This window comes from Streptomyces sp. NPDC053560 (genome assembly GCF_044544605.1).
Classification (GTDB): Bacteria; Actinomycetota; Actinomycetes; order Streptomycetales; family Streptomycetaceae; genus Streptomyces.
In genome coordinates this window covers 678,116-693,935 of the sequence record NZ_JBITXI010000001.1, presented here as the reverse complement: position 1 = coordinate 693,935, position 15,820 = coordinate 678,116, and the positions used below count along the sequence as shown (strand labels likewise).

12 protein-coding genes are annotated in these 15,820 nt (G+C 71.7%); 6 read left to right on the top strand and 6 right to left on the bottom strand.

Going from position 1 to position 15,820, the window contains the following annotated elements; genetic code table 11:
* Positions 1-26: 26 nt before the first annotated feature.
* Entirely contained in the window at positions 27-674 is a 648-nt protein-coding gene (locus ACIGQF_RS02755) for a class I SAM-dependent methyltransferase (protein ID WP_399704526.1), read from the bottom strand.
* A gap of 316 nt (positions 675-990) precedes the next feature.
* Between ACIGQF_RS02755 and ACIGQF_RS02750 the strand changes: the two genes are divergently transcribed.
* The 3 genes from ACIGQF_RS02750 to ACIGQF_RS02740 all read left to right on the top strand — a co-directional run bounded on the left by ACIGQF_RS02750 (position 991) and on the right by ACIGQF_RS02740 (position 4,433).
* Positions 991-3,153: a nitrate- and nitrite sensing domain-containing protein gene (locus ACIGQF_RS02750; protein ID WP_399704523.1), complete on the top strand. Its 2,163-nt coding sequence runs from the start codon at positions 991-993 to the stop codon at positions 3,151-3,153.
* Complete coding sequence (locus ACIGQF_RS02745; protein WP_399704521.1) at positions 3,153-3,593, top strand: roadblock/LC7 domain-containing protein; 441 nt, start codon at positions 3,153-3,155, stop codon at positions 3,591-3,593. Before ACIGQF_RS02750 ends, ACIGQF_RS02745 begins: the two co-directional genes overlap by 1 nt.
* Positions 3,594-3,818: 225 nt before the next feature.
* Positions 3,819-4,433, top strand: a complete 615-nt coding sequence (locus ACIGQF_RS02740; protein WP_399704519.1) for a GTP-binding protein — start codon at positions 3,819-3,821, stop codon at positions 4,431-4,433.
* Between the two features lie 20 nt (positions 4,434-4,453).
* On the opposite strand, the gene ACIGQF_RS02735 is transcribed toward ACIGQF_RS02740, so the two are convergent.
* Positions 4,454-4,882, bottom strand: coding sequence for a PPOX class F420-dependent oxidoreductase (locus tag ACIGQF_RS02735; protein ID WP_399704517.1), 429 nt, complete (start codon positions 4,880-4,882; stop codon positions 4,454-4,456).
* A 164-nt stretch (positions 4,883-5,046) separates the two neighbouring features.
* Here ACIGQF_RS02735 and ACIGQF_RS02730 point away from each other — a divergent pair, with 164 nt between their 5' ends.
* The gene (locus ACIGQF_RS02730) at positions 5,047-5,454 is read left to right on the top strand and encodes a roadblock/LC7 domain-containing protein (protein ID WP_399704515.1); all 408 of its coding nucleotides are present in this window, start codon (positions 5,047-5,049) and stop codon (positions 5,452-5,454) included.
* An 80-nt stretch (positions 5,455-5,534) separates the two neighbouring features.
* On the top strand, positions 5,535-6,731 hold the full coding sequence (locus ACIGQF_RS02725) for a DUF6397 family protein (protein WP_399704513.1): 1,197 nt from the start codon (positions 5,535-5,537) through the stop codon (positions 6,729-6,731).
* On the opposite strand, the gene ACIGQF_RS02720 is transcribed toward ACIGQF_RS02725, so the two are convergent.
* Both ACIGQF_RS02720 and ACIGQF_RS02715 read right to left on the bottom strand, forming a co-directional pair.
* Positions 6,662-7,531 carry an acyl-CoA thioesterase II gene (locus ACIGQF_RS02720; RefSeq protein ID WP_361568411.1) on the bottom strand — a complete coding sequence of 290 codons (870 nt, stop codon included), beginning with the start codon at positions 7,529-7,531 and terminating at the stop codon, positions 6,662-6,664. The genes ACIGQF_RS02725 and ACIGQF_RS02720 overlap by 70 nt on opposite strands.
* A 194-nt stretch (positions 7,532-7,725) precedes the next feature.
* Positions 7,726-10,239 (bottom strand): DEAD/DEAH box helicase, encoded by a 2,514-nt coding sequence (locus tag ACIGQF_RS02715; RefSeq protein ID WP_399704510.1) that lies wholly within the window; start codon positions 10,237-10,239, stop codon positions 7,726-7,728.
* Positions 10,240-10,414: 175 nt separating this feature from the next.
* Here ACIGQF_RS02715 and ACIGQF_RS02710 point away from each other — a divergent pair, with 175 nt between their 5' ends.
* Positions 10,415-11,206, top strand: coding sequence for a metal-dependent hydrolase (locus ACIGQF_RS02710; RefSeq protein WP_361568507.1), 792 nt, complete (start codon positions 10,415-10,417; stop codon positions 11,204-11,206).
* Positions 11,207-11,766: 560 nt separating this feature from the next.
* On the opposite strand, the gene ACIGQF_RS02705 is transcribed toward ACIGQF_RS02710, so the two are convergent.
* A complete protein-coding gene (locus tag ACIGQF_RS02705) occupies positions 11,767-13,548 on the bottom strand; it encodes an ABC transporter ATP-binding protein (protein ID WP_399704508.1) in 1,782 nt (593 codons plus the stop codon).
* Complete coding sequence (locus tag ACIGQF_RS02700) at positions 13,545-15,803, bottom strand: ABC transporter transmembrane domain-containing protein (protein ID WP_399704506.1); 2,259 nt, start codon at positions 15,801-15,803, stop codon at positions 13,545-13,547. Before ACIGQF_RS02700 ends, ACIGQF_RS02705 begins: the two co-directional genes overlap by 4 nt.
* Between the last annotated feature and the right edge of the window lie 17 nt (positions 15,804-15,820).

Below are 15,820 nucleotides of genomic sequence, written 5' to 3'. Positions count from 1 at the left end.
GGGGCAGGCGCACCCCCGATGCGCGGTCAGCCCTGCCGTGCGGCCAGCGCCAGGTAGCGCGCGTCCTCGTCCACGTACCGGACGAGCTCCCAGCCGCTGTCGGCCAGCAGCGGCCGCAGATTCGGTTCCGCACGCAGGTCGTCAGGGGTGAGCGGGCGCCCCTTACGGGCAGCGAGGGCGGCCCGGCCGACCGGGTGGAAAAGCGCCAGCCGCCCTCCCGGCCGGACCACCCTGGCCAGTTCGGCGAGGTCGCGGGCCGGTTCCCCCAGATGTGAGACCAGCCCGGCCGCGAAGACCGCGTCCAGCACGCCGTCGCGGACCGGCAGTGCCGAGACGTCCGCGTGCAGCAGGGCCGCCTCCGCGTCCCGTCCGGCTCGTACGGCCGCTTCCAGCATCTCCGGTGTGAGATCGGCACCGAGCACCACACCGGACGCTCCTACGGCCGCACGCAGCGCCGGCAGCGCCCGCCCCGTGCCGCACCCGGCGTCCAGCACACGGTCGCCCACCCGCAGGCCCAGCTCCGCGACGCCCGCGGCGTACGCCGGCCCGTCGTCGGGGAAGCGGGCGTCCCAGTCCCGTGCCCGCTGCCCGAAGAACTCCCGTACGTCGTGCGACCCGTGGCCGGAGCGGTCACGGCCACCGCCCGCCCGGGTGCTGTCACTGAATTCGCTCATGGTGACGACATGATCCCCCATGGGCCGGCGGTGTGGTGTCCCGTAGCTCACAACGACCGGAACATCCGTACGGTGCGCACATTCGGGCACAGGCCGATCGGGCACTGGCAAGGCGCGTCAAATGCCAGCACTTCTGAACTGCGTGCCCGGTGTGTCGTCCCAGCAGGTCTAGCGTCCCGGAGCCATGGGACACCTGGACGACGCCGCCCCCGGCCGGCCCCCGACCGGTCGGGGAGCACTCGGGGAGCGGAGTGGCTGCGCTCGCCGCCCCCGTACGGTTCGCGCACGCCTCGTCCGCCTGCTCCTCGTCCCCTTCGTGGCCCTCCTGGTGCTCCTGGGCGCCGTGACGGCCGACGCGTTGAAGGAAGCGTCGGCAGCAAGCCGGGCACAGCACATCGATGTCGAGATCCGCCCTCCCCTGCATGAGCTGGTGCGTGCGCTCCAGGAGGAACGGCGGGCGGCTGTCGCTTACCTGGCGGCTCCCACCCGGGCCCGTGAAGGCGCCTTCGCGAGGCTCGCCGGGAAGACCACGAGGACCGCGGCACGGCTGCGGCTCGACGGCCGGCACAGGGGCGGGGAGGGCGCGTGGATCCCGAACCGCGCGGCGGGCCACCTGACGGCCTTCACCGCAGGCCTGGATGCCGTGAGGAAGCAGCGCCGACCGACGACGGAACGCACCCTCACCTGGCCGCAGGCGTACGGGCGCTACACATCGGCCGTCGCGTCGGCTCTCGCCCTCGACGCGGCACTGGGCGGCGCGGCGGCCACCCCGCTGAGCCGGGCTCGCGAACTGCTCGCCCAGGAGGAAGCCGTCCTCACTGCCGTCGACCTCGCCGGAACGCTCGACAAGGAAGAGCAGCGGGCGTTCACGGGCACGGTGGCGGCGCGGCACCTCATGGAACGCGTTGCCACAGACGGTCTGTCCGACGACGCGGCTTCGCAGTGGCGCACGATCGTTGCAAGCAGGGCGCATGCCGATGTGCGCGCCATGGAGAACGCGGTGAGCGCGGCCGCCCCGGGACGTGACGCGGCACGGGTCGCCCCGGGGGGCCGCTGGCAGCCCTCCTACGAGGCACTGCGGCGCGATCTGAACGACTTCGAGAAGGACGTGACCACGGGGGTCGCAGATCGCCATGGCCCCTTCACGTACGGAGCTCCGGCCTCCACGGGGGCGGCCATCGGACTCGGCCTCGTGGCGCTCGTCCTCTCCTCGGTCGTCTCCGTTCGGGTCGGCCGCGGTCTGACCGGGGACCTCACGGCGCTGCGTGACGAGGCCCTCGACATGGCCCGGGGGGAACTCCCGGCTATGTTGCGCGAAGCCCACCAGGGACAGCAGGCCGGCGCTCCGGCCGAGGCGCCCGGTGACTCCGAGGGCCCGCCCGCGGCCGACTCCTCGGGCACGCCCGCCGCCGACGAGATCAGCCAGGTCCGAGCGGCGCTGGAGAGCGTGCGCCGGGCAGTGCGGGACGAGGCGGTGGAACACGCCGCAGCAGCCGACGCCGTCAACGGTGTCTTCGTGAACCTCGCCCGCCGCAGCCAAATGCTCCTCCACCGTCAGCTCGCTCTCCTGGACAGCATGGAGCGCCGCTCCCAGGAGTCGGCCGAACTCGGCGACCTCTTCCGGCTCGACCACCTCACCACCCGTATGCGACGTCACGCGGAGAGCCTGATCATCCTGTCCGGCGCTGCCCCGGGACGCGCCTGGCGGTCACCGGTATCGCTCACGGATGTCGTGCGCGCCGCGGTCTCGGAGATCGAGGACTACGCGCGCATCGAAGTGCGGCGCCTCCCCGCCGGCGCGGTACCGGGCGGCGTGGTCGCCGACCTCACCCATTTGCTGGCCGAGCTCATCGAGAACGCCGCACAGTTCTCACCCCCGCACACCAAGGTGCGGGTGCACGGCGAACAGGTCGGTACCGGTCACGTACTGGAGATCGAGGACCGCGGACTCGGCATGGCGGAGGAAGTGCTGGAGGAGGCCAACCGCCGCATCGCGCAGACCGGAGCGCGCGCCCCTGCCGACAGCGACCGGCTGGGCCTCTTCGTGGTGAGCCGGCTGGCCTCCCGGCACGGTGTACGCGTCGTGCTGCGCCCCTCGGCGTACGGCGGCACGACGGCGGTGGTCCTGCTGCCGAACGCCCTCGTGCATGGTGTTGAGCCCCCGGAACGCATCACCTCCGCTCCGGGCCCGCTCCTCGACGCGCCACTGGAACGCGTACGGGCACATGTCGGACGCCGGGCCGACCGCGCACTGGAACCACCGGCGAACGAGACCGCGGCGGCCCCGCCCGACGGCACGGACGGCCTTCCGCGCCGCATACGACAGCGCAGCCTGGCCGGGCGGCTGCGCGAGCCGCTTCCTGCGGAGACGGGCCCGCTGCCAGAGGAGGGGCCCACTGTCTCCCCGGAGCAGGCGCGCACCCGGATGACCGCCTATCGCCAGGGCTGGGCACGCGGCTCCACGAAGGGAGAACGCTGATGCACGAGGAACGAGCGAGTCACACACCACGGAGCCCCAGGGACCGCCTCAGCCGGTTGCTGGACGATCTGACAGCCCGGGTACCGGAGGTTCGGCACGCCGTGGTGCTCGGCGGCGACGAGATGGTCGCCGGGGCCTCCGGCTCGTTGCTGCGGGAGGACGCGGATCATCTGGCGGCCGTCGCCTCGGGATTCCACAGCCTGGCCAGGGGTACGGGGCAGCACTTCTCCTCCGGAGAGCTGCGCCGGACGATGGTGGAGATGGAGAGTGGCTACCTGGTCGTCGCAGCGGTCGGAGACGGCGCATGCCTGGCGGTGCTGAGCGCGCCGGGTGCCGATGTCGGGGTGGTCGCTTACGAGACGGCGTCCCTCGTCCAGGGGGTGGCGGAACACCTGCGCGCCGCGTCGCACTTCGCCACGGGAGCCGGGCAGCAGCCGTGACGGCGGGACGGCTGTGATCCAGTTCACCGAATCACCCCGCGCCGCGGCACAAGAGAGGTTACGGTCCTGCCGTGTGACTCCCGGGGGACGTGCGACGGCCCACCGGAACGCTCCACCGAAGCCGGCCGGTCCCGGCGCACGCCGGACCCCGGAACCCATGAACGCGAGCACCCTCACCCGCGCGCACTCCTGACGCGCTCATCGCTTCCTGGAGGACAAGTACCGATGGATCTCGTGGACGCGCACTCCGAAACGGTGCGGGACGAGGCCGACATGGCCTTGAAGATCCTGATAGCGGGCGGCTTCGGAGTCGGGAAGACGACCCTGGTCGGGTCGGTCAGCGAAATTCGCCCGCTGCGCACGGAGGAGTACCTCAGCGAAGTGGGGGAGACGGTGGACGACACCCGTGGCGTCGACCGCAAGGCCACCACCACGGTGGCGATGGACTTCGGCCGGATCACCATCAGACAGGGCCTGTCGCTGTACCTCTTCGGGACCCCCGGGCAGGACCGCTTCTGGTTCCTGTGGGACGACCTCTCCGCGGGCGCGCTGGGCGCAGTCGTTCTCGCCGACACCCGAAGACTGGCGGACTGCTTCCCGGCCGTGGACTACTTCGAGAACCGCCGGGTGCCCTTCCTCGTGGCCGTCAACTGCTTCCCCGGCGCCCGCGACTACGGCGCGGACGACGTGTCACGGGCGCTGGACCTGGACAGCGGAACGCCGGTCGTGCTGTGCGATGCCCGTGACCGCGACTCCGGGAAGGAAGTCCTCATCCGGCTGGTCGAGCACGCGGGGCGGATGCACACGGCCCGCATGCTCGACACGGCGAGCCGGCCGTAGGCCCCCGGGGCCGGCCGGACTCAGTCCGCGATCTCCGCCAGTGCCACCGCCTTGTCGACATGGACCCGCACCAGCAGCTCCCCGGCCACGCCGTTGCGTGCCCCGTACTCCTCGGCACGGTCCTCGCCCATGTAACGCGCGGCGATCCGTGTCGCCCAGGCACGTACCTCCGACAGTTCCTCGCTCACGCGCGCTCGCCCCTCGAGCACGACGAAGTCGAACGGCGGTCGGTCGTCGTCCACGCACACGGCCAGCCGGCCGTCCCGGATCAGGTTCTGCCCCTTCACCGTCTTCGCGCCGGTGTTGAACACCACGTCGTCGCCGTCCAGCAGGAACCACACGGGGGCGACGTGCGGCCTCCCGTCGGTCCGTACGGTCGCCAGCTTGCCCGTGCGGGTGCCGGCGGAGACGAAGGCTTGCCACTCGTCCTTGGTCATCTTTCGCGCCATGGAGTCATCCTGCGGTATCCGGCCCGTGAGCGGCAGGAGGACGCGCGTCGACGTGTCCGGGCCGCTTGCCGAGACGGCGGAGGTGAGCGAGGCTGACACGGCGGCGCGCGACAGGTGGTGCCGCAGCCCAGTAGGTAGCACGGTGTTACGGGGAGGAAGCGGGAATGGCACTGAGCAGCGGACTGGACTGGCTGCTGGACGACCTGACACGACGCGTCGATCAGGTGCGGCACGCTCTTGTGCTCTCCAACGACGGCCTGGTCACGGGGGCGAGTGAGGGAATGGCGCGGGAGGACGCCGAACATCTGGCGGCGGTCGCCTCCGGGTTGCACAGTCTGGCCAAGGGTTCTGGACAGCAGTTCCGGGCGGGCCGGGTACGGCAGACCATGGTCGAATTCGACGACGGGGTGTTGTTCGTGACCGCGGCGGGCGACGGCAGTTGCCTGTGCGTGCTGTCCGAGGCCGAATCCGACCTGGGGCAGATCGCGTACGAAATGACGCTGTTGGTCAACCGGGTCGGTGAACATCTCGCGGTGGCGGCGCGGCAGCCGGAAAGTTATCCACAGGTCTGAGGTGGGGGTTGACCCACTGTCACACTCCGCGGCTACAGTCGTGACTGTCAGTAATTGGACTGTAGCGGGGGAGAAGTGACATGACCGTGAGGTATGAGGGCTCGGAAACGCTCGCGATGGGGCGGGCGGCTCGGGAACTGGGTTTGAAAACGGGTGAGTTCGAGCTCGCCGTTCAGCTCGACGAGGTGGGTACGGTACCGCCGGGGCCGGGCGACGCGTCCGGCCGTCGGCGGGTGCCGGCGGCGGAGATCGCTCGGCTGCAGGAAGAAAGGGGATTCCCCGACACCCTGCGTGAGCGGATCCGGGTCGTCGGCGCGACGGAGGGCGCCGAGCTGATGGGCATCGCTCCCGGCAGGTTCCTGCGCCTGGCCAGGGCGGGATGCTTCGGCCCTGTCCGCTTTTATGTGAACCGCTACGGCGCGATCGTGTGGCAGTACCTGGCAGCCGAGCTGTCGGCCTTCGCCGGCAAGGAATGCAGTCTCATCCACGGCCCCACGCCGCCGCCCATGCGGGCGCTGCTCTGCTCCGGCCAGGACTGGCGGGGCAGGCTGTGGCGGAGCCGGCGCGTGGCGCAACTGGTGACGGACGCGGACGGGTCCTGGGCGGTGTCGGCGGTGATCGCCGCCGTGCTGCCGCCGGAGGAGCTGGCGGCGCTCGTACGCGATCCAGCCGAGCGGGTCTGGCTGCGCAAGCTCAGGCCTTGCCTCTCGTCCGCGGGCGCGAACACGACCCGCACTCGTGCGGCCGTGGAGCGGGCCGAGACGGCGGAGGAGTTCGACGAGGTGATGTGGTACCGCATCAGCTTCTCCCGGCAACTCGACGCAGCCCGCCGGGAACACCCGGCCCCGGCCCTTCCCCCCTCCGCGGCGGCCCCGCCGTCCGACGCGGGGACCGGGAGCGGTGGTGAGGTACAGGCCGATGAACCCACCGAGACCGGTGAAGCCGTCGAGGCCCAGGGCTCCGGAGGGGGCAGGGCCCCTGTGGAAGACAGGGGACCGACCTCCAAAATCAAGGGCGATGTCCGGGGGCTGCCGGCTCCCGCCACCGTGCCCTCGCCCCGGGCCCGCCTCATCCGGGCCCGAACGGGTCCTGGCGCTCAATTCCCGGCCGGCACCCGCCCCAGGGCGGCGGTCACCGGAGGCGGTCCCGCGCGGCATGGCGCCTTCCTGACCCGCCGTGCTCGCGCCTCCTCGGGCCGGGCCCGGATTCAGTCGCCCAGCTTCCGGAAGAGCCCTTCCTGGACCACGGAGACGAGCAGTCTGCCCTCGCGGTCGTAGATACGGCCGCGGGCCAGGCCCCGGGCACCCGTCGCGATGGGCGACTCCTGGTCGTAGAGGAACCACTCATCGGCACGGAACGGCCGGTGGAACCACATCGCATGGTCGAGGGAGGCCATGTCGAAACCGCGCGGACCCCACAGCGGTTCGATCGGGATCCGCACGGCATCCAGCAGCGTCATGTCGCTGGCGTAGGTCAGCGCGCAGGTGTGGACGAGCGGGTCGTCACCCAGCGGCCCGACCGCCCGCATCCACACGGCACTGCGCGGCTCCGCCCCCTCGATCTCCTCCGGCCGCCACCGCAGCCGGTCGACATAGCGGATGTCGAAGGGCTGGCGGCGGGCCATGCGTTCCAGTGCCTCGGGCAGTCCGCCCAGATGCTCGCGGACCTCTTCGGCGACGGTGGGCAGCTCCTCGGGGGGCGGTACCACCCGGCCGATCGGAAGCTGATGCTCGAACCCCGGTTCGGGCTTATGAAAGGAGGCGGTCAGATTGAAGATCGTGCGCCCCTGCTGGACGGCCACGACCCGGCGCGTGGTGAAGGAACGCCCGTCCCGCACCCGCTCCACCTGGTACACGATGGGTACCCCGGGCCGGCCCGGCCGCAGGAAGTACGCGTGCAGCGAGTGCACGGGGCGGTCGCCTTCCGTGGTCCGCCCGGCGGCCACCAGCGCCTGCCCGGCGACCTGGCCGCCGAAGACGCGCTGCAGGGATTCCTGGGGGCTGCGCCCGCGGAAGATGTTCACCTCGATCTGTTCCAGATCGAGCAGGTCCACCAGCTTTTCTGCCGGACTGGTCATCTACGGGTGCCCTTCATCGGAGTGGGGGAGCGGTCGGAGCAGAGGCCTTCGGTCGGATCGGTGCGGTGACCGCCGGGGGGGGGGGGGGGGGGGGGGGGGGGGGGGGCGCGGGGGGGGGGGGGGGGGGGGGGGGGCGGCCGCGCGGGGGCGGGCCCCCCCCCCCCCCCCCCCCGGGACCGGGCAGATCATTGTGGTCAGAGCTGGCCCACGGAAGTGACCCGCACGACCGCGCGGCCCTCTTCGTCGGACGCGGCGAGGTCCACCTCGGCGGAGATGCCCCAGTCGTGGTCGCCGTTCGGGTCGGCGAAGGTCTGGCGCACACGCCACAGGCCGTGCTCCTCGTCCTCCTCGATCTGCAGGAGCTTGGGGCCGCGGGCGTCCGGGCCGGTGCCCAGGTCCTCGTACTCGTCCCAGTAGGCGTCCATGGCGTCCGCCCAGGCGTCCTCGTCCCACCCGGAGTCGGCGTCCATCTCGCCCAGCTCCTCGACCTTGTCCAGCGCCGCGAGCTCCACCCGCCGGAACATCGCGTTGCGGACGAGCACCCGGAAGGCCCGCACGTTCTTGGTGACCGGCTTGACCTCGTCGGCGTGCTCCATGGCCTCCTCGGCCGTCTCCTCCTCGGGGTTGGCGAGCTGTTCCCACTCGTCCAGGAGGCTGGAGTCGACCTGGCGGACCATCTCGCCGAGCCAGGCGATGATGTCCTCGAAGTCCTCGGACTTCAGGTCGTCGGGCACGGTGTGATCGAGCGCCTTGTACGCGCTCGCGAGGTAGCGCAGCACGATGCCCTCGGTGCGGGCCAGCTCGTAGAAGGAAACGAACTCCGTGAAGGTCATGGCCCGCTCGTACATGTCGCGGATGACCGACTTGGGCGACAGCGGATGGTCGCCGACCCAGGGATGGCTGCGGCGGTAGAGACCGTAGGCGTGGGAGAGCAGCTCCTCCAACGGCTTGGGGTACTCGACGTCCATGAGGCGCTCCATGCGGTCCTCGTACTCGACGCCGTCGGCCTTCATCTGGGCGACCGCCTCGCCCTTGGCCTTGTTCTGCTGGGCCGCCAGGATCTGCCGGGGGTCGTCCAGGGTGGACTCCACGACCGAGACCATGTCCAGCGCGTAGGAGGGCGACTCGGGGTCGAGCAGGTCGAAGGCGGCCAGCGCGAAGGTGGACAGCGGCTGGTTGAGCGCGAAGTCCTGCTGCAGGTCGACGGTGAGCCGCACGATCCGGCCCTCGGCGTCCGGCTCGTCCAGGCGCTCCACGATCCCGCCGTCCAGCAGAGAGCGGTAGATGGCGATGGCCCGCCGGATGTGCCGCAGCTGGTTCTTGCGCGACTCGTGGTTGTCCTCCAGCAGCCGGCGCATGGCCTCGAAGGCGTTGCCGGGCCGGGCGATCACGGAGAGCAGCATCGCGTGGGTGACGCGGAAGCGGGAGGTCAGCGGCTCCGGCTCGGAGGCGATCAGCTTCTCGAAGGTGTTCTGTCCCCAGTTGACGAAGCCCTCGGGAGCCTTCTTCCGTACGACCTTGCGGCGCTTCTTCGGGTCGTCGCCCGCCTTGGCGAGTGCCTTCTCGTTCTCGATGACATGCTCGGGCGCCTGCGCGACCACGAAGCCGGCGGTGTCGAAACCGGCCCGCCCGGCCCGCCCTGCGATCTGGTGGAACTCACGGGCCCGCAGGGTGCGCACCCGGGTCCCGTCGTACTTCGTGAGCGCGGTGAACAGCACGGTGCGAATCGGTACATTGACCCCCACGCCGAGGGTGTCCGTCCCGCAGATCACCTTCAGCAGGCCGGCCTGGGCCAGCTTCTCCACCAGCCGCCGGTACTTCGGCAGCATGCCGGCGTGGTGCACGCCGATCCCGTGGCGCACGTACCGCGAGAGGTTCTGCCCGAACTTGGTGGTGAAACGGAAATTGCCGATCAGCTTGGCAATCTCGTCCTTCTCGGCCCGGGTGCACATATTGATGCTCATCAGGGCCTGCGCCCGCTCCACGGCCGCGGCCTGCGTGAAGTGCACGATGTAGACCGGAGCCTGGTGCGTCTCCAGAAGCTCGGTGAGCGTCTCCGTCATCGGTGTCGAGCGGTACTCGTACGACAGCGGCACGGGCCGCGTCGCGGACCGTACAACGGAGGTCGGCTTGCCGGTGCGCCGCGTCAGGTCCTTCTCGAACATCGCGACGTCACCGAGCGTTGCCGACATCAGGACGAACTGTGCCTGCGGCAGTTCCAGCAGCGGGATCTGCCAGGCCCAGCCGCGGTCCGGCTCGGCGTAGAAATGGAACTCGTCCATGACGACCTGGCCGATGTCGGCGTCCTTGCCGTCCCGCAGCGCGATCGAGGCGAGCACCTCGGCGGTGCAGCAGATGACGGGCGCATCGGCGTTCACGGAGGCGTCGCCGGTGAGCATGCCGACGTTCTCGGTGCCGAAGAGCTTGCACAGGTCGAAGAACTTCTCCGAGACCAGTGCCTTGATGGGGGCGGTATAGAAGGTGACCTGGTCGTTGGCCAGGGCGGTGAAGTGCGCGCCCGCCGCGACCAGGCTCTTACCGGAGCCGGTGGGGGTGGACAGGATGACGTTCGCCCCCGAGACCACCTCGATCAGTGCCTCCTCCTGGGCAGGGTAGAGCGAGATGCCCTGCTCTTCGGCCCAGGTCGAAAAGGCTTCGAAGAGGGCATCGGGGTCGGCGTCGTTCGGGAGATGATCGATGAGGGTCACGCCCCCATACTGCCTTCCCCGACCCCGGAAGCGGGAACCGGCGGGTCCTACAGTGATCATCTGACGCTACGCTGTGTCGCCGACCGCGCGTCAGCTCCGCGACGCCCAGCGCCGGCGGCGCGAGGCCGGGGAGCATCGGCGCGAGAACAAGAACGACAAGGGGTGGGGAACAACCATGATGGGACCGGCGCACTCGCTGTCCGGGGCCGCGGCCTGGCTGGGGGTGGGCGCGGCGGCCGGTGCCCTGGGGCACCCGATGCCCTGGCCGGTGGTCGTCGTCGGCGCGCTGATCTGTGCCGGTGCGGCCCTCGCCCCCGACCTGGACCACAAGGCGGCCACGATCTCCCGTGCCTTCGGGCCGCTGTCGCGGGGGCTGTGCGAGGTCGTCGACAACATCTCGCACGCCGTCTACAAAGCCACTCGGATGAAGGGGGACGCCCGTCGGTCCGGTGGTCACCGCACCTTGACCCATACCTGGCTGTGGGCGGTGCTCGTCGGGGCCGGTATGTCGGTTCTGGCGGTGCAGGGCGGCCGCTGGGCGGTGCTCGGCATCCTCTTCGTGCACATGGTGCTCGCCATCGAAGGGCTGCTGTGGCGGGCGGCGCGGGTCTCCAGCGATGTGCTGGTGTGGCTGCTGGGCGCGGCCACGGCGTGGATCCTCGCCGGGGTGCTGGACCAGCCGGGGAACGGCTCGCACTGGCTGTTCACCGAGCCGGACCAGGCGTACCTGTGGCTGGGCCTGCCGATCGTGCTGGGTGCGCTGGTGCACGACATCGGCGACGCGCTGACCGTCTCGGGCTGTCCGATCATGTGGCCCATCCCGATAGGCCGCAAGCGCTGGTATCCGGTGGGCCCGCCCAAGGGCATGCGCTTCCGTGCCGGCAGCTGGGTGGAGCTGAAGGTCCTGATGCCGATCTTCACCCTCCTCGGCGGCATAGGCGGCCTGACGGCCCTCGGCTTCCTCTAGCCTCTTGGCCGCTACGTACCGACGGCCCGCGTGAGCGGGCAGACGGAGCCCGCGCCACGGGTGCGGGCGCCCCGCCGAGCGCATCCCGTAACGATCAAGAGCCGAGAGCTACGGCACGCGGGGTGCTGTGCTGGCCCGGTGCGGACAGGCTCGATGCGGGCAGGCAAGATGTGGACGAGCCCGATGTGGGCGGCGGCTCCCCGCGGCGGCCGTCCCCTCGTGACGGCGCGGCCGAAGCCGGGCCCCCGCGCCTTGAGGGGACAGGCCCAAAGAGCTGGCTGCCCCCAGCGTGTGGGCCGCCCCCAGCGTGTGGGCCGCCCCCGGTGTGCGGGCCGCTCTCCGAGGACAGGCCGCACCCTGAGGAGGGGCCACGCCCACCGGGCGGGCCGCACCCGGACGGTCGCCCAAGCCCGGGGACCGGGTTGAGCCGGACCCCGGGTGCCGAAGCTCGGCCCGTCCCCGAGGGAGCGCATACGCGCCCGGGCCGTTCGGTCCCGGGCCGCTCAAGCCCGGGCCGCTCAAGCCCGGGCCCTCTTGAACCGGTGAGCGCCGGTGTCGGGTTATGCGTGCCAGGAGCGCCAGAGGGCGGCGTATGGGCCGTCGGCGGAGACGAGTTCGTCGTGGGTGCCGAGTTCGGTGATGCGGCCGGCCTCGACGACGGCGATCACGTCCGCGTCGTGGGCCGTGTGCAGCCGGTGGGCGATGGCGACGACCGTTCGGCCGTCCAGCACCTTGCCGAGCGAGCGCTCCAGATGGCGGGCGGCCCGCGGGTCGAGGAGCGAGGTGGCCTCGTCCAGGACCAGCGTGTGCGGGTCCGCCAGGACCAGCCGGGCCAGGGCGACCTGCTGGGCCTGCGCCGGGGTCAGCGCGTGGCCGCCGGAGCCGACCTCCGTGTCCAGCCCCTTCTCCAGCCCCCTCGCCCAGCCGTCCGCGTCGACCGCGGTCAGCGCCGACCACAGGTCGGTGTCGTCCGCGCCCGTACGGGCCAGCAGCAGGTTGTCGCGCAGCGAGCCCACGAAGACGTGGTGCTCCTGGTTGACCAGTGCCACATGGGCACGTACCCGTTCGGCGGGCATCCGGGACAGTGCGGCGCCGCCGAGGGTGACCTCGCCCTTGCGGGGCGCGTAGATGCCGGCGAGGAGCCGGCCGAGTGTGGACTTGCCCGCGCCCGAGGGGCCGACGAGCGCCACGCGGCTGCCGGGCCGTACCCGCAGCGACACGTCGTGCAGAACGTCCACGTCGGCGCGGTAGCCGAAGCGGACACCGTCGGCGCGGACGTGCCGGCCGTCCGGGGCGATCCGCTCGTCCGCAGCCTCGGGCTCGATCTCCCGCACTCCGACGAGCCGGGCGATCGACACCTGCGCCACCTGGAGTTCGTCGTACCAGCGCAGGATCATGCCGATCGGCTCGATCATCATCTGGGACAGCAGCGCACCCGTGGTCAGCTGGCCGATCGTCATCCAGCCCTGGAAGACGAAAACGCCGCCGAGCATCAGCACGGACCCGAGGTTCAGGGTGTGGGTGCCGTTGATCACCGGGAAGAGGACCGAGCGGAGGTAGAGCGTGTACCGCTCCCACTGGGTCCACTCGCGGATGCGCCGCTCCGACAGCCGGGTGCGGCGGTCGCCGAGCCGGTGCGCCTCGATGGTCCGCCCCGCGTCGACCGTCTCGGTGAGCGCGGCGGACACCGCGGCGTATCCGGCGGCCTCGGAACGATAAGCGCTCGGCGCCCGTTTGAAGTACCAGCGGCACCCGACGATCAGCAGGGGCAGCGGGACGAGTACGGACAGGGCGAGCGGAGGTGCGGTCAGGCCGAGCGCCCCGACCAGCAGGCCGATCCAGACCACGCCGATGGACAGCTGCGGCACGGCCTCCCGCATCGCGTTGGCCAGCCGGTCGATGTCCGTCGTGATGCGGGAGAGCAGGTCCCCGGTGCCGGCCCGCTCCAGCACGCCGGGCGGCAGTCCGACGGACCGTACGAGGAAGTCCTCGCGCAGGTCCGCCAGCATCCGCTCGCCGAGCATCGCCCCGCGCAGCCGGACCATCCGTACGAAGAAGGTCTGGATGACCAGGGCGATCGCGAACAGGCCGACGGTGCGCTCCAGATGGATGTCGCGCACACCGTCGGAGAGGTCCTCCACGAGGCCGCCGAGGAGATACGGGCCGACCATCGAGGCGATGACGGCGATGGCGTTGACGGTGACGAGGAGGATGAATGCCTTGCGGTGACGGCGGATCAGCCCCGCGACGTAGCTGCGTACGGTCGCGGGGGAGCCGACGGGGAGGGTGGTCGTCGTACGTGCGGCTTCCGGATCGTGCTCCGGCGGCGCCAGGCCGATCATGCCGTCTCCTCGATCGATTCGAGCGCGCCCACCCGGGCGCGCGAGGGGGTGGATCCGGTGGATCCGTCCGTCTCCCGCAGGAGTTCCGCGGGACCGTCATCCTGGGATTCCTCGGGACCGTCGTCCAGAAGCTCCTCGGAGCCGCCATCCGCGCGGTCGGCGGCACCCGCGCGGCCGACGGCCCCGGTGCGCTCGGCAGTCTCCGTGCCGTCGGTGGTCCCGGGCCCCGTGCGGGCGCGTTCCTCGTCGGTCTCGCGGGTGACGACCGCGTGGTAGGCCGGTGTGGTGCGCAGGAGTTCGCGGTGCGGGCCGACGGCGGTGACCTTGCCGTCGGGCAGGAACACCACCCGGTCCGCGCGGTCCAGCACCAGGGGGCTGGAGGTGAGGACGACCGTGGTCCGGCCCTTGCGCAGGACGCGCAGGCCGTCGGCGATCCGTGCTTCGGTGTGCGAGTCGACCGCACTGGTCGGCTCGTCGAGCACCAGCACCTCCGGATCGGTGAGCAGCGACCGGGCCAGCGCGAGCCGCTGGCGCTGGCCACCGGAGAGGGAGCGGCCGCGTTCGGTGATGCGGCTGTCCATCGGGTCGTCCGACCCGTCGGTGCCGGCCTGGGCGAGCGCCGCCAGTACGTCGTCGCACTGGGCGGCGGCCAGGGCCTGCCGCGCGGTGACGGCGCCGGAGGACGGTACGTCGAAGAGTTCCCGCAGCGTCCCCGACAGCAGCACCGGGTCCTTGTCCTGGACCAGCACGGCCTGCCGGGCGGCGTCCCGCGGTACGTCGTCCAGGGCGGTACCGCCCAGCTCGACGGAGGGCAGCCGCGGCTCGGCGGAGGGGGGCGTGCGCGTGCCGCGCGTGGAACCGGCTTCGTCCGACGGGCCGGTACAGGAGGACATGCCCTCCGCTGCCGCATCCGCCTTCGGGGACGCGGCTGCCCGCGCATGCTCGGCCGCCCGGGCTCGCGAGCCTTCCTGACCCCCCGGATCGCCCCAGTCGGCCTCCTCCGGATCGCCCCCGTCGGCCTTCTCCGACTCGTCCAAGGCGCTCTCGCTCAAGGCGCTCTCGTCCAAAGCGGTCTTGTCCAAGGCGCTCTCGTCCGAAGCGCTTGCCGGGTGGCCGCCCAGGCGTTCCGCGAGTCGGCCCGCCGCGTCCGGGTCGCCGCAGACGACTGCCGTGAGGTGGCCGGCCGGGGCCAGCAGGCCGGTTGCCGGATCGTACAGGTCGCCGTCGAGCGGGGCGTGGTCGGTGACGCGGCCGTCGACCGGGCGGCTGAGCGCCAGGACGCGGGCGGCCCGCTTCGCGGACGGCCGGGAGAAGGAGTACGCCTGCGCGATCTCCTCGAAGTGCTGCAACGGATAGAGCAGGAAGGTGACCGCGCTGTACATCGTGACCAGCGCGCCGACCTCGATACGGCCGTCCAGGGCGAGCCGCGCGCCGTACCAGACGACCGCGATCAGCAGCAGCCCCGGGAGCGCGACCTGGACGGCCGAGATCAGCGACCACATCCGGGCACTGCGCACGGCGGCCCTGCGGACGTCCTGGGAGGCGGTGCGGTAGCGGCCGAGGAAGAGTTCCTCGCCGCCGATGCCGCGCAGCACACGAAGGCCCGCGACGGTGTCGGAGGCCAGTTCCGTGGCATGCCCGGCCTTCTCGCGCTGTTCGTCGGCGCGTCGCGTCGCGCGGGGCAGCAGCGGCAGCACGGCGAGCGCCACCACGGGTACCCCGACCGCGACGACGATGCCCAGGGTGGGCTGGTAGAGCACCAGCGCCACACATACGCCGACGGAGGTGAGCGCGGCGGCCGAGAAGCGGGAGATGGCCTCCACGAACCAGCCGATTTTCTCCAGGTCACCGGTGCTGACCGCGACCACTTCGCCGGCCGCGACCCGCCGGGTCAGGGCCGAGCCCAGCTCCGCGGTCTTGCGGGCGAGCAGCTGCTGGATACGGGCGACGGCGGTGATCCAGTTGGTGACGGCGGCGCGGTGCAGCATCGTGTCGCCGACCGAGACCAGTACGCCCAGCAGCACCATCAGCCCGCCCGCGAGGGCGAGCCGGGCGCCGGAGCGGTCGGCGACGGCCTGTACGGCGATGCCCACCGGCAGCGGGAAGGAGGCCACGGCGCCGGTGTGCACCAGCCCCCAGGCCAGGGCCTTGAGCTGGCCGCCCAGTTGCCGGCGGTAGAGCCAGACCAGGAAGCGGCCGCCGGTACGGACGTCGGGGACACCCGGGTCGGGATGCGGTAGATCGCGAATCTGCATGACGTCCAAGCGTTTCG